The sequence below is a fragment of the Fontibacter flavus genome, assembly GCF_042432905.1.
In the GTDB taxonomy this organism is placed as follows: domain Bacteria; phylum Bacteroidota; class Bacteroidia; order Cytophagales; family Cyclobacteriaceae; genus Fontibacter; species Fontibacter flavus.
In genome coordinates this window covers 30,712-44,806 of the sequence record NZ_JBHLWI010000016.1, presented here as the reverse complement: position 1 = coordinate 44,806, position 14,095 = coordinate 30,712, and the positions used below count along the sequence as shown (strand labels likewise).

At 40.3% G+C, this 14,095-nt stretch carries 11 protein-coding genes; 4 read left to right on the top strand and 7 right to left on the bottom strand.

What is annotated here, in order from left to right:
• The first annotated feature begins 10 nt into the window (after positions 1-10).
• Complete coding sequence (locus ACFFIP_RS07120) at positions 11-778, top strand: hypothetical protein (protein WP_382386898.1); 768 nt, start codon at positions 11-13, stop codon at positions 776-778.
• A 346-nt stretch (positions 779-1,124) separates the two neighbouring features.
• On the opposite strand, the gene ACFFIP_RS07115 is transcribed toward ACFFIP_RS07120, so the two are convergent.
• The 4 genes from ACFFIP_RS07115 to ACFFIP_RS07100 all read right to left on the bottom strand — a co-directional run bounded on the left by ACFFIP_RS07115 (position 1,125) and on the right by ACFFIP_RS07100 (position 7,360).
• Positions 1,125-3,374 (bottom strand): TonB-dependent receptor family protein, encoded by a 2,250-nt coding sequence (locus ACFFIP_RS07115; protein WP_382386897.1) that lies wholly within the window; start codon positions 3,372-3,374, stop codon positions 1,125-1,127.
• A 96-nt stretch (positions 3,375-3,470) separates the two neighbouring features.
• Positions 3,471-4,820: a dicarboxylate/amino acid:cation symporter gene (locus tag ACFFIP_RS07110; RefSeq protein ID WP_382386896.1), complete on the bottom strand. Its 1,350-nt coding sequence runs from the start codon at positions 4,818-4,820 to the stop codon at positions 3,471-3,473.
• Between the two features lie 19 nt (positions 4,821-4,839).
• The gene (gene aroC, locus ACFFIP_RS07105; protein ID WP_382386895.1) at positions 4,840-5,916 is read right to left on the bottom strand and encodes a chorismate synthase; all 1,077 of its coding nucleotides are present in this window, start codon (positions 5,914-5,916) and stop codon (positions 4,840-4,842) included.
• A complete protein-coding gene (locus ACFFIP_RS07100) occupies positions 5,909-7,360 on the bottom strand; it encodes a BatD family protein (protein WP_382386894.1) in 1,452 nt (483 codons plus the stop codon). Before ACFFIP_RS07100 ends, aroC begins: the two co-directional genes overlap by 8 nt.
• Positions 7,361-7,476: 116 nt before the next feature.
• On the opposite strand from ACFFIP_RS07100, the gene ACFFIP_RS07095 reads away from it, so the two are divergent.
• The 3 genes from ACFFIP_RS07095 to ACFFIP_RS07085 all read left to right on the top strand — a co-directional run bounded on the left by ACFFIP_RS07095 (position 7,477) and on the right by ACFFIP_RS07085 (position 10,762).
• The gene (locus ACFFIP_RS07095; RefSeq protein WP_382386893.1) at positions 7,477-7,668 is read left to right on the top strand and encodes a hypothetical protein; all 192 of its coding nucleotides are present in this window, start codon (positions 7,477-7,479) and stop codon (positions 7,666-7,668) included.
• A 140-nt stretch (positions 7,669-7,808) separates the two neighbouring features.
• A complete protein-coding gene (locus ACFFIP_RS07090) occupies positions 7,809-8,957 on the top strand; it encodes a hypothetical protein (protein ID WP_382386892.1) in 1,149 nt (382 codons plus the stop codon).
• Positions 8,958-8,962: 5 nt separating this feature from the next.
• Positions 8,963-10,762: a hypothetical protein gene (locus ACFFIP_RS07085; RefSeq protein ID WP_382386891.1), complete on the top strand. Its 1,800-nt coding sequence runs from the start codon at positions 8,963-8,965 to the stop codon at positions 10,760-10,762.
• A 42-nt stretch (positions 10,763-10,804) separates the two neighbouring features.
• On the opposite strand, the gene ACFFIP_RS07080 is transcribed toward ACFFIP_RS07085, so the two are convergent.
• The 3 genes from ACFFIP_RS07080 to ruvB are packed head-to-tail and all read right to left on the bottom strand — an operon-like array spanning position 10,805 to position 14,012.
• Positions 10,805-11,974, bottom strand: a complete 1,170-nt coding sequence (locus tag ACFFIP_RS07080) for a hypothetical protein (protein WP_382386890.1) — start codon at positions 11,972-11,974, stop codon at positions 10,805-10,807.
• 55 nt (positions 11,975-12,029) lie between these two features.
• Complete coding sequence (gene queG / locus ACFFIP_RS07075; RefSeq protein WP_382386889.1) at positions 12,030-12,959, bottom strand: tRNA epoxyqueuosine(34) reductase QueG; 930 nt, start codon at positions 12,957-12,959, stop codon at positions 12,030-12,032.
• Positions 12,960-12,977: 18 nt separating this feature from the next.
• Positions 12,978-14,012, bottom strand: a complete 1,035-nt coding sequence (ruvB, locus tag ACFFIP_RS07070) for a Holliday junction branch migration DNA helicase RuvB (protein WP_382386888.1) — start codon at positions 14,010-14,012, stop codon at positions 12,978-12,980.
• Positions 14,013-14,095 lie beyond the last annotated feature (83 nt).

Here is a 14,095-nt window from a genome sequence, read left to right as displayed (position 1 = left end):
TAACATTGGGATGAGAAGTGTAGCAATCTTTCTTCTAATTTTTCTTTTTTCTTTTAAAGGAAATGGTTTTACCGACATGAATGATCATGTCGGAGAAGAAGTTATGCTGTTTACTCCAAATGAATTTTTTGAAGAATGGACATCCCATAATGAAAACCTAAATAAGCTGAATACCAAGCTTGACAAAGACTTTGAGCGCTTTGGAAAAAGTAAAAAGTTTGTAAAACAGATGTTTTATAGGGCTCATAAATACCTTTTTGATGATTATCAGCAGTATGCTTCCTTAGATAATTTGATGGAAGATGGTAGATATGATTGTGTCAGCGGATCCCTATTATATGCAATGATTTTGGACAGGTATGGTTTCGATTACCAAATTGTGGAAACATCCTTTCATGTATTTTTAACCCTTACCATTGATAATGAACAAATCTTATTGGAGTCAACAGATCCTTTTGGAGGATTCATGACTGACCAAAATGAAATTGAAAGTTATGTTGAGGAATTCAAAAGGGCAGCCCATGAAAATAAATTATACTTAGATCCTGTACACCAAAAAAGAACTTCACTTTTCAATCCTTCGATTTACAGGGAAATAAACCTTCAGCAACTGAAAGGTTTGGAATATTATAACAGTGCTATTTTTTACAATAACAATGGCGCGCTGACAAATGCATTTGAGGAGGTCAGTAAAGCCAGCAAGTTTTATGAGGCTGACAGGATTATCGCATTTAAGGAGTTGCTTCAAACATTCTTAACTGTAGCTAAAAGTAATTAATCCTTTTTTATTCCTCAGTTCTTCAGTTTGATTTTTATAGAAGCAAATTATGTACATCATAATCAGTTGACATAATTTCATTTGAGATTTTCTTCTGGGTTCAAAAGCAACTAATTATGATGATTTGAAGAAAAAATTTCCTATTAAAGCCAAAAAATACCCTGAAGAGGGTATTTTTTGGCTTTAATATTTATCATAAATTTGTTTCGGGTGATTAAGCAATTTTTTTGTAACGGTTTTTAACCAACTGGGGAATAATGTTTTTAGAACATTGTTCCTCTTTTTTTTGCTCTTGCTTTCAATTACCCATTGAGTAAACTTTCAAACTGCTATCAAATCAGATACTTCAATACCTGAATCCCAATTTTAATCCACTGTAGCAATTTCTGCCTGGTGCTGGTTGATAAAATCTATTGGCAAATGCGTTGAGGTCATTGCCCAAGCTATAGGTTTCATCCAATAAATTATCTACACCCGCATACGCTTCAACATCCCATCTGCTGCCAAATGTGGCTCTCAATCCAATTCTGCTACCCAATAGGTTATAGGCTTCCTGAAATACTGTATTTGCATCATTTAAAGGAATTTTATCTACAAACTGATGGGTGACATTGAGGTATATTCCGGATTTGGACCTTATATCAAGCAAGTTGACTAGAGTATTTGGTGCAACTCCAGTAAGTTGGTTGCCTGAAAAATCCACACCACCACTCACAAAATTGGAGAAACTGAAGTAATGGCCCGTAAAAGCATGGCTCAGTTTAACTTCCTGTAGTTGGCTGAGTTGATTTCTGTAAAGGGTATAATCTATACTTAACTCAATACCCTTTTGGTCTGTCGCACCAGCATTGCGGAAAAGTACAACTCCCTGATCATTGGTAAATGAGGTGATGGTTTCATTGAGTTTGAAATAAAATGCTGTCAAATCCAGATTTACTATCCCGAATCTTCCTCTGTATCCAATTTCGTAGTTGCTGCCTTTTTCTGCCTGTAAGTCCAGATTGATGCTTCCCTCATTGGTTCTGACTTCAGCAATGGTAGGTGGAGAAAATCCCGAACTGATACTAGCATGCAGACCAGATTGGTCGGTCAGTTTATACACAAAAGCCAAACGTGGTATCAATACAGGGTCAAACTTCTTAGTATTCGCAGCAGGGCTGTTCGGTCCGGCATCTATCTGACGATCTATGTCATATCTTGAAAAGTTCTCACTAAATCCAATGGTCATTAGGAGTTTGGGTGTCCAGTCTATTTCAAACTGCTGGAACAAGAAAGCCTGGGTAGTGATCAGGTCATCGGAAAATCTGATCGTATCAGCCTGTCCATTTCTGTTTCCGAAATTTTGGGCCAAAGTTTTTCCTTTTTGATACTCTCCTCCGGCAATGATCCTTACAGGAAAATTTCCCCATCGGTCATCAAAAGTAAATTTTGTCCTACCCCCGTAGCCAAAAGAAGTTTCTTTTTTATAATCGAGGATAAATGGGTTTTCAAATTCTGTTGTGTTTACGTACAGAGCCGTACTGTTTTTCAATTTTTCGTTGAAATCGACTTGATGTGAAAGTGTTCCATAAAGTGTTTTTTGGGCGATGGAACTGTTTTGTCCGACAGAGCCGGGTCTGGCCTGCCTTCTATTTTCTTCAACTTGGGCAGGATTTAGTGCTCCTGGAATTTGGTATTTCAGATCTGAATAGAGGATCTGGGTGCTCAGTTCCCTTTTTTCACTTGGCTTGTTGTGGTAGGCTAATTGGAAAACTTTCCTATTCATGGCACTGTGCTCTCGGTAGCCATCGGATTTTTGATGGACATATGAGGCACTGATACTCCCTTTATCCAAACCTTGGTCTACCCCTATTCGGTATCTCAATAGACCAAAGTCCCCGACTCCTAAGTCTGATGAGACATGATTTTCAGTAACAGATTTCCTGCTTTCAAAGCTGATCACCCCACCATTTCCTGCACCGTAAATACTACCTGCAGGGCCTTTGATGATCTCGGCGTTTTGGATATTGGAAAGATCAAGGATGTTGAGTGCAGTAGTGCCATCGGGAGAGGTAAATGGAATATCATTCCAATACACCTTCACATTCCTCACGCCAAAGGGTGATCGCAAGGAACTTCCACGGATTGAAATCCTATAGCTTGCAGGAGCCCTTTGTTCTATTCTGATGCCCGGCTTGGTATTGAAAGCGCTGAGGATGGAGTTTTCGTTGAACCGGTAAAGTTCATTTTCAAGGACTTTGCTGATGGCCCCTGCCTGATGAACTAATGGCCTTTCTGACTCAAAGCCGGTAACTACAATTTCTGCCAGTGAACTGATAGCAGGACTCATTTCCAAAGTAAGCCTTTCATTGCCGTCCAATAGAATGGAAATTGATTCAAAAGCAATGTGGGAAAAATTGACCAGTGAGGGTTTGGATAGGTTGATAGCCAATTTACCCTCTTCATCACTTACCTGATTGTTTTGTCCTGGAATCTTGGCCAAAACACCTGCGATTGGCTTTTGGGTATTCTTATCCAAAATGGTCAATTGGCTCTGTGCTAGGCTGAATGATGAAGCTAGGACAATCAGAACCAAGGTGAGGAGGAGACGAGGCATACTCTTGATTTTTCTGAAATTTACCAAAGATAAGAGGCTGCCCCTAATGAATAGGGACAGCCTCCGAAATAACATGGATAAAAGGTAAAGGTTTTATTATTCTGGATCGGGCAATCCTCCTTCACTTGGGGTAAGCGGATTTGAATGGCGGATAAGGCCGGCAGGGAGTTCACCTTCTGTAGAGGCTACGCTGACGCAGACAACTGCATCTCCTGTAATATTTACCACTGTTCTGAACATATCCAAAATCCTGTCAGGTGCAATAATCAAGGCAACGCCAGCTCCTGGAACACCGATGGCTTCCAAGACGATAATCAACATAATCAATCCGGCTCCAGGCACACCGGCCGAACCGATCGCCGCCAATGTGGCGGTTAGGACAATCGTCAATTGCTGAGAAATGGTCAGATCCATCCCTAAGGCCTGAGCAATGAATACTGCAGCTACAGCTTGGTATAAACTGGTACCGTTCATGTTGATGGTTGCGCCAAGTGGCAGGACGAAACTACTTACCTCTTCCGACACACCAATTTCATCTTCTACCAATTTCATGGTTACAGGCAGGGTAGCTGAACTAGAGGAAGTAGAGAATCCCAATAGCATCGCAGGCCTAATCGCTTTGATAAAATCCTTGAATGGGATTTTGGTAAATGATTTCAGCATTACAGAATAAACCCCCACTATGATCAGGAAAAGACCACCCAATACCACTAAGGTGTATTTCAGGAGCGCTAGGAGTAATTCTACTGCTGAATCCGGATTCTCCCCGGCAATTTCCACAATTAGAGAAGCCATTAGGGCAAAAACCCCATATGGGGCAATCATCATGATGTATTCTACGATTTTGATAATCACATCATTGAGGGAATCAAAGAAACCAATGAAGGTTTGGGCTTTTTGTTTGTCAATCTGAAGTAATGCGATCCCTGCGATGATGGCAAAAAAGACTACCTGAAGCATACTGCCATTATTTGCTGCCGCAGCGAAGAGGTTTTCAGGTACAATATCCACTAAGGGCTGTAAAGGCCCCTGACTTCTGATGGCCTCAGCAGAACTTGCTTTGGATCCTGCCTGGTCATCAAATTGGGCCATTAATTTGTCTCTTGTCTCTTGTGGTAATTGTTCCCCTGGTTCAAAAAAGTTGACAAGTAACAAACCTATTGTAATTGCAATAATTGTCGTTACTAAATAGGCCAAGATGGTTTTACCACCTATTCGGGATAATTTCGAAATATCTCCAAGGTTGGCCACACCCACGATCAAGGATGCCAAAACCAAGGGTACAGCAATCATTTTCAGTGCATTGATGAAAATGGTTCCTATTGGCTTGATAAAATTAACGGTGAAATCAGGAGCGATGCCAAACTGAATGATAATCAATCCGACAATCAGACCTAATACCAAACCGATAATGATTTGGGTGTGTAAAGGGATCTTCTTAAGCATAATTTTGGGTTTAAACCATTTATAATTTATTCGTCCTGCTGATCAATAAGTAATCCGCTAGTACCAATGCCGCCATGGCTTCCACAATCGGAACAGCTCTGGGTACGACACATGGATCATGTCTGCCTTTACCTGATACGGTCACTGCCTCTCCAGCTTCGTTGATTGAATCCTGATCTTGCATGATAGTAGCTACGGGTTTGAAAGCTACATTGAAATAGATGTCCTCACCATTGGAAATGCCGCCTTGAATACCTCCTGAGAAATTGGTCTTGGTTCTCACTTTTCCTTCCACTTGATGTATAGCATCATTGTGTTGGGAACCCCTCATCTTCACACCCTCAAAACCACTCCCATATTCAAATCCTTTGACCGCATTGATACTTAGCATGGCTTTTCCAAGTTCGGCATGAAGCCTGTCAAAAACAGGTTCTCCAAGACCTGCGGGAACACCCTTGGCCACACAGGAGACTATTCCTCCCACAGTATCACGGCTTTTTCTGACTTCGTCAATGAAGTCTATCATCTTTTCGGCCATTTCAGAATCAGGACACCTGACGATATTCTCTTCAGTAAGGTCTAGGTTAAGCTCTTGATAGGATTTCTCTAATTTTAGATCCCCCACCTGGGAAACATATGCTTGAACCGAAATGCCATAATGTCTGAGCATCATTTTGGCGATGGCACCTGCGGCAACCCTTGCGGCTGTTTCCCTTGCACTGCTTCTTCCACCTCCTCTATAATCTCTGATGCCGTATTTTTCGAAATAAGTGAAGTCAGCGTGTGAAGGTCTGAATTTGTCTGCAATATGGCTATAATCTTTACTTTTTTGGTCGGTATTCATGATGACCATACCGATTGGCGTTCCTGTGCTTTTGCCTTCAAATACACCTGAAAGAATCTGAAAGTCATCTTCTTCTTTTCTTTGGGTAGTGATTTTGGACTGCCCAGGCTTTCTCCTTTGCATTTCAGAGCGGATAAAATCCTCATCAATAGGCAAACCAGCTGGGCAACCGTCTATAACAACACCTAAGCCAAGGCCGTGTGATTCACCAAATGTACTTATTCTAAATATCCTGCCGAATGAATTACCCATTTCCTCTTTTCATAATCAGGACGGCCAGTAGAATCACTGAACCGACCAATAACAGATTGATTAAGATCGAAAAATAATATTTATATCGTTGGTATGAAAGCTTATTACTTTCTAGTTCGATCAAATCATAAATCCCGCCCAGCCTTTGTTTAGAAATGGCTTGATTGACTTTAGATTCACCGCTTACCTGCACAATGGCCTTTGGTCTCAAGGTGTCATACCTGGCTTCAACCGGGTTGAAATAGATCCATTCAAAATGATCTTCTAGCCTTACTTCTCCAGGTTCATTGATAGTGAGGTAATAATTGAATTCTTTGATGCCGCGTATTTTTCCCATTCCCCTATTGACCTGTTGTCTGACATTAGGGTCAAAAGTATTGAGTTTGTGAAATTGCTTTGTTTTTGGAGCAGAAATGGAATTGATATTTCCCTCACCGGAAATTCCAAAATTGTAGGTAAAGCCTTCACCAGTCTGTGCTTCTAGGTTACTGAAATTTTCTCTTAATTGATAGACACCCACACTGACTTCATTACGCAAAGGATGTTGTGGAAGAGGTTTTACTTTAACCTGCTTCGCTGAGGAATAAAAAGTTTTGAAATCTTCCAATCTATTGCTGCCAAAAAATGTTGGATTTCGGGCAACTTTATATTTGATCATTTCCCAAGCGATGGAAGGGATGGTAATCTGCCCTTCTGAAAATGGGAAGAAAGTCGCTTCGTATACTTTGTATTTGATCCAGTTTTTACCATTTAAAGTAACCCGTTCAGGTTGAATATTGGTGATATTGAAATTTTCTTCCCAGGCATTGGATGGCTTCATTTTTTTAAGGATTTCATCCAACTGCCTGCCAGGTTCATAAAACTGAAATGGGGCCTGATTACTTTCTGACATGTAAAATGCCAAGCTGACATTGAAGCCTTCTCCGACAAATACCTCTTCCTTATCTATACTTGAAGCAAAAAAGGCATCATCTTCAATTTCAATAAACTCAGGCTCTTCTCTATCTCTTCTGCCAAATAGGTCATCAAAAGGATCAAAAGCGTTGGATTGTCTTTGAGTTGATCTTGCATCTGTGACATTAATGGTTTTTCCAGGAGAGGAAAAATCATTCCCGTTGATCTTGACTGAAAACCTGCTCAAAGTAAATTCCCCTTTTCGGGTTGGTTTATAGTATTGGATGATGCTGTTGGTACTGCTCACCTGTCCATTGATGATATTCATGGATGAGGACTGAGAAATCCCTTGCTTTTGAAATCCCTGTATATCCGGAAACTCATCATAAGACTTGATTTTGTCATTGGTGATCGTCACTTTGATACTGAAAGTCTCGTTCAATCCAATTTCATCTGGACCCAATTCGATTGTCACATCCTGGGCAAAAGTGTGCATGGAAATAATTCCCAAAATACATACAAATAAAAGGGTGACTTTCGTTTTAATCATAAATGATGTTTGTGCTTATTGACCGCAAATTAACTTTATATTTTAAACGCAACAAACCTTTGTTAGTATCGTATGCCAAAGTGTAGTTGTTTTATTAACCAAAAATTCTTTGAGATATGTTAGAATATGTTAAAACAGTGCTGATGAAGGTCAGTTTTGACCGACGCCTTTTTGAAAAGGAGTTGAGAAAAGCCCTGAATTTACTTTTACCAGCGGAAATTCAGGAATTCAAAGAATGGTGTTATAGTAGGTTTTCCAGCAACTATGAACCCGTTCTCGATAAGTATTTTGTAAGCTTTGCAGGATAATTCTAAAAGCCCCGGTTAGGGGCTTTTTTCTTTTTAAAATTTATTTGGCAAATACTGAACTAACAATTGAATTTAAATTTATATTTGGATAGAACAGCCATTTTTGGATCAAGGATTTTATCACGTTAACTTCCATTTATTTGTCAAAAAATTACTTTCAGGATAAGCAGGGGAAGGATTTCCTGTTTGCCACAATTTTATTTTTGACCATCAGCCTGTCTCCACAGACAGGTTTTGCTCAGAAATCAGACTACGCCATCTTATATGACACCGTTTATCGGCAGGGGAAAATCACTGATCTCCCCATTGAGGGAAATACAGTCATTTTCTTCAAGTCGTCTGCCAAATCCGCTCCGGAAAGACTTACAGTAGATGATGTAAAAGAGTTCTCTTTTAAAGAAAGGCTTTTCTTTAGGAAGCAGATTGTGGTTGGAGAGAAAGAAGCAAAGGTTTTTTTAGAAAGGTTGCCGGTTGTAAACAGCAAGGCTACACTTTGGAAAATGAATGGCCCTGATCATCATTTTTTTGTTGAATCCGATGGAGAATTAACACCCCTAAAAGCCAATGGTTATAAGGAAACGCTTTCCAATATCTTTGAAAAATCTGAGCTCTCCAGTCTGATCAGGACTACTCAGCTGAATGAATTTCAGTTGAATTACCTATTCAAAACCGCTGAAAATATCACCAAGCCTAGGTCATTCTCCAAAACAATTGTATTGATGCCCAATGTGGGTTTTGGTATGATCACATACAGTTTTGTACTTCCTGAGATTTTTGAAAATGTTTCCTTGAGTGGAAATAGTCCAGTGGTAGGCTTTAATATTGAAACTTTTGTCAATTTTAATAGGAGTATTTCACTTAATTTAAGCCCATCGTGGTCTAATTTTAGTTCCCATACTTTTGAATCATTTATTACCAGAAATGGCAGGGTAGAATCAGATGTGAATATTGGTTTTTCAACTATCCAACTCCCCTTGCTGGCAAAGTATTATCATGATATAAAAGCCAATAAATCCAGAGTTTTCGTGGAGTTGGGGTATAATTTCGCTTTTTCCAGTTTCAGAACAGCAAATATTTTTGAGGCCAAAATATCCGGTAATACAGTCCTGACGTCACAGAAAAGTCTCGAGTTGCCCAAGAAGCACCAAGGTGCTGTTGCGGGTTTGGGTTTTGAAAAATATCTCAATAACCACCGGGTGGTGGTCTTGGGATTCAGGGGCACTTTTTTAAGTGAGATTTTGGAAAGCAAGATTACCCAAACGCACTTATTTGCAGGCTATAAATTCTGAGCGATATGTTGAAAAAATTCATCCAACTCTTTTTCATTTCTACTTTGTTGCTCGGATGCAGAGAAGAAGAAATCATCAGTGAAAGAAATTATCCCTTTATCAAAAGTCTACAGATTCACTCTATTGATAATACAGGGGCATCATTTGACTTTGAGATTATCAAATCCGGTAGTGCCAATATCAGCAGTTATGGGGTAGAATTTAGGGAAGTTCAGGCTAACTTTAATTTCGGGGATGCTGAAAATTATAAAATAGTCCAACAGGGCGCTCCTACAGGTAACTTAGTCTCATTTAGGATTACCCATGACCTTGTCAATGGGGTTGAGTACTTGGTCTTGCCATTTGTCCGGTCTGGAGATAGGGTCGTGTATGGTGATGCCTTGACTTTTACCAGTAAGGGAGGCCTAAAGCCAGAGATTACAGGTGTTTCTACCAATTTGATTTTTGGTGACATGGAATTCACCATCATGGGAAACTATTTCAGCAGTAGGAAAGAAGGGAATATCGTAGAGATTCCTGGGCTTGAGCAATTTTTCAGGTTGGAGGTATTGAGCAGTACAAATCAGGAAATACGCGTAAAAATGACAAGGCGCTACTTTGTAGTGGCGGCTTTCGGTCAAAAATACAGTCTCAAACTTACAGTTGCCGGTCAGAGCACCTTTGTTGTTGATCATTTTACAATGACCTTTCCGGTCATTGGTCATATTGACCCATTGAGGGCTCATGTCGGGAAGCTGATACAAATTGGGATCAATGACGAGTTTGGACAGTTTGACGGCAAAGCCTATTTCAACTACAATGGATTTCCATCAGCTCAAATGATCCTCAGTGGTGGAGGTTTTGGTCAATATATGGCCAAAATCCCAAATATTCAGCCTGGATCTTATGAGGTATCTATCCTTGGAGATGGGAGTTATCTCAATACGTATCCTGAAAAATTTGAGGTGCTCAATAGTTGGAAAGTTTATCAAAAAGATATTTCTCTGACTCAACTCGAGAGCTATACGAAAATGCAGGCTGGAGACAGGGTGTTGTTTTTGGGAGATGGTGGTTGGATAGATATTTATGCATACGATTTCTTAAGTAATTCATTACAAAAATTGAAGGAGTTTCCGGGGATATCTACAGGAAGGTTTGGGGCAGTGAGAACAGTAGGAGAGGAAAGATATTTTTACTATGGATTAGGCTATAGATATGGCAGTAATAAAATAGAATTATTGAAGGATTTTAGAAGATTGGATCTGGTCAATAATGTCTGGGAGGAACTGCCGGATTTTCCAATGGAAAAAACCGAGATTGTTAACGCTTTTGAGTTTCAGGGCAATATTGTAGTGATTCCGGCAAATTATGGGAGTTTCTTTGTATTTGATGTCAACACCAAAACCTGGAGACAAAGCGCTCAGTCTGTTCCGCTGGAAATGCGCCATGCAGTTTCGTTATTCGTCTACGGTAATGAGGTATACTTTTTATTGAACAACAATGGTATCAATATTTACCGGTATAGGGTTGGGGAATTGCCTGTTTTGTATAGGTCATTTCAGCCAGAGTTTACTTGGGATAGATTTCGACAGCCCCAATTACTTATTCTGAATGATATCATGTATGTGGTCTTTGGCACTAGTGATATTTACAAGCTCTACATGCTTTCCGATGAGATTGTCCAAGTTCAATCTGTTTTTGAAAGCATCAATTCTGACGTCCTGCCATTGATTACTTCTCAGAGATTGATGTTGGCATTTCCACGTCATCCGGCTGCTTATGGGGATAAAAACATCATCTATCAACTTGATTTGGAAGAGGAATAAAAAAATTGAATCATAAAAAAAAGGCCATCATTGGCCTTTTTTTTATGTCAGGATAGGATGCCTTTCAAAAGGTATATTTCTATCGAAATTGTATCGGTAGGTAATCATTTTCCTGCTTTGTTTAGCTCCCAGGTTCTTCGATATGTTCAGCATCTTTGGGTTAAAATCACCCTGCCAATACAGTTCTAGGGTTTTGTAGGACCTCGTTTTTTTAATTTCTTTTTCTGCTTCCACAATCATGAAATAATCCAGACCGGAACCTTGGAATTCAGGTACTATTCCAAATACAAGTCCCACAAAACTGCTGTTTTTTCCGAAGGTTTTGATCAAGAAGAATTTGAGTTTTTCCCAAAGTCCCAACTTACCATTTAAACTTTTGATGATCTGATTGATATCCGGTAGGTTGATCCACATCACAACCGGTTCTTCTTTATGGTACACAAACCAAATCAGTTTTTCATCCAAAACGGGTTTCATGGATTGTAGTAGTTTTAGTGCATGAGCCTTGTTGATTTCTTTGTTTCCCTCATGCTTCGCCCAAGCTTTGTTGTAGACAATTGTCAGGTCTTCTGCATATTTCGACAGCTGGTTTTTCTGGATATGCCTGGCTTTAAAGTCCGGGTTCTGGGCAAATTTTTTGTGATATTCATAAAATTTTGGTTCTAGCTGATTGGATGCCGCTACCTGAAGGCTCCAACAGATCTGATTATAAAATACCTGGAATCCATAGGTCTCAAAAAGCTTTTGGTAATAGGGAGGGTTATAATTCATATTATAAATGGGAGGATGAAAACCTTCTACCAAAAGTCCCCACCATTTATCCCTGTCCCCAATATTGATAGGGCCATCCATGGCTTGCATGCCACGTTCAGCTAACCATGCTTTTGCTGTATCGAAAAGCAGATTCGCGGCCTGTTGATCATCAATACAATCAAAAAAACCGACTCCTCCTACCGGGAACTTGTCCCCTTTGTTTTTGTAACGCTTGTTGACAAATGCGGCAATTCTTCCAATCAGTTTGCCTGAATCATCTTTAAGGTTCCACCTGCAGGCTTCTCCTTGTTGTAAAAACTTGTTTTTCTGAGGATCAAAAACACCCAACACATCCTTATCCAATGGTCTGATCCAATTGGGATAAGCGCTATTGATGTTTACATGAGCCCTGATAAACTCTGATTCATCTGTCTTTGTGGAGACTTTTGAAATTTGCATAGCCTGGATTAATTTCTGTAAAGTTACCTATATAATGAAAATAGTATCTAATGTACTATTGAAAGTTAATGTTTCTCAGGAGGCCGCTGAACTTGGTTCTTTTGACCGCTGATTTTTTAAAGACTTTATTAAAAGTTTCTGCGGTAATTTCCTCCCAATCTTTTTTCCTCAATTGCTTCAAATCCGGATGTGGATCAAATAGAGGCTCCTTGTGCGCTTTGGAAAATCTGTTCCAAGGACATACGTCCTGACAGATGTCACATCCAAAAATCCAATTGTCAAACTTCCCCTTGACTTCCTGAGGGATCTGTTCTTTGAGTTCAATAGTGAAATATGAAATACAATGAGAGCCATTGACCACTCCTGGTTTGACGATGGCTTCGGTAGGACAGGCATCTATACATTTGGTACAGGTGCCACAGTAATCTTTGACCATGGGTGGGTCCGGGCTTACTTCCAGGTCGATGATCAATTCTGCCAAAAAGAAGAAGCTGCCCATTTGCTTATTGAGCAGAAGACTGTTTTTTCCTAACCAGCCCAATCCTGATTTCTGGGCCCATTGTCTTTCCATGACAGGAGCTGAATCTACAAATGCTTTTCCTCCAAATTCACCGATTTTCTCCTGAAGTACAGCAAGCAGTCTTTTCAGTTTGTCTTTGATCACAAAGTGATAGTCCTGACCATAGGCATATTTTGCCAATTTGTAATCTTCAGGGCCTTCGGAAAGCCTTTCAGAAGGGTAGTAGTTGTAAATAAGACTTACGACTGTTTTGGCTCCATCCACCAATTTTGTTGGGTCCAATCGTTTATCAAAATGGTTGGCCATGTAGGCCATTTCCCCATGATAATGTTGGTTTAGCCATTGCTCAAGTTTTGGGGCTTCCTCCTCTAGAAATTCCGCTTTGGCAATGCCACAAAAATCAAATCCAAGCTTTTTTGCCTGTGATTTGATGATTCCGGCATACTTATCACTCAGGTTAGTCATGTGACCTTTGTATCGGTTTTATTCAAAAAGGCTCCCTGTACTGCCTCCAAAGTTAGGTTTGATATTGAGGTGCTTGTATGCGAGTTCTGTGGCCATCCTTCCTCTGGAAGTTCTTTTCAGGTATCCCTCCTGTATCAGGAAGGGTTCGTAAACCTCTTCTATGGTTTCTGCTTCTTCCCCACAAGCAGTAGCAATTGTGCCTAAGCCCACAGGACCACCTTTAAACTTATCAATGATGGTCATCAAAATACGGTTGTCCATTTCATCCAGTCCATGTTCATCAACATCTAGGGCATTTAGGGCCATTTTTGCGATTTCCAAGGTGATTTTACCGTTGCCTTTGATTTCAGCAAAATCCCTTGTTCTTCTGAGCAACATATTGGCAATCCTAGGCGTACCCCTGCTCCTTCTGGCAATTTCAAATGCCGCCACCTCATCAATGGGTGTCTGCAGGATACTTGCAGACCTGCTGACTATGTCAGTCAATAATTTGGCATCATAATATTCCAGTCGGGAATTGATGCCAAACCTTGCCCGTAATGGCGAGGTCAATAACCCTGAGCGGGTAGTAGCACCTATCAGCGTAAAAGGACTCAGGGAAATCTGCACCGAACGGGCATTTGGTCCGGAGTCCAACATGATATCTATCCTGAAATCCTCCATAGCCGAATAAAGATATTCTTCTACGATCGGATTTAGTCGGTGTATTTCATCTATAAAGAGTACATCCCCTTCTTCAAGGTTCGTCAGCAATCCGGCGAGGTCAGATGGCTTGTCCAGCACCGGTCCAGATGTAATCTTGATGCCAGCTTCCAGTTCATTGGCAATAATATGGCTCAGCGTGGTTTTGCCCAGTCCCGGGGGGCCATGCAAAAGCACATGGTCGAGGGGCTCATTCCTTCTCTTTGCCGCCAGCACAAAAATCTTGAGGTTTTCTACGATTTTAAACTGACCAGTAAAATCGTCAAAACTCAAGGGTCTTAAGGCCTTTTCTATTTCCTTGTCAGAGGAATTCAGTTTGTCCTTGTCTCCACTCAGATAATCTTCTCTCATGTGTATGCATTCAACATGTACAAAGATAGGAAAATTGACCAAGGCTGAAAGCAGCTTTTATTGATGCAAAAAATTTGCAATAG

Bases quoted from the DNA above. Each gene is read 5' to 3' on its own strand.
- ACFFIP_RS07095 (WP_382386893.1), top strand. From the start codon at position 7,477: ATGTTAGAATATGTTAAAACAGTGCTGATGAAGGTCAGTTTTGACCGA.
- ACFFIP_RS07080 (WP_382386890.1), bottom strand. From the start codon at position 11,974: ATGCAAATTTCAAAAGTCTCCACAAAGACAGATGAATCAGAGTTTATC.
- ACFFIP_RS07110 (WP_382386896.1), bottom strand. From the start codon at position 4,820: ATGCTTAAGAAGATCCCTTTACACACCCAAATCATTATCGGTTTGGTA.
- ACFFIP_RS07085 (WP_382386891.1), top strand. From the start codon at position 8,963: ATGTTGAAAAAATTCATCCAACTCTTTTTCATTTCTACTTTGTTGCTC.
- ruvB (WP_382386888.1), bottom strand. From the start codon at position 14,012: ATGAGAGAAGATTATCTGAGTGGAGACAAGGACAAACTGAATTCCTCT.
- ACFFIP_RS07115 (WP_382386897.1), bottom strand. From the start codon at position 3,374: ATGCCTCGTCTCCTCCTCACCTTGGTTCTGATTGTCCTAGCTTCATCA.
- ACFFIP_RS07100 (WP_382386894.1), bottom strand. From the start codon at position 7,360: ATGATTAAAACGAAAGTCACCCTTTTATTTGTATGTATTTTGGGAATT.
- queG (WP_382386889.1), bottom strand. From the start codon at position 12,959: ATGACTAACCTGAGTGATAAGTATGCCGGAATCATCAAATCACAGGCA.
- ACFFIP_RS07120 (WP_382386898.1), top strand. From the start codon at position 11: ATGAGAAGTGTAGCAATCTTTCTTCTAATTTTTCTTTTTTCTTTTAAA.
- aroC (WP_382386895.1), bottom strand. From the start codon at position 5,916: ATGGGTAATTCATTCGGCAGGATATTTAGAATAAGTACATTTGGTGAA.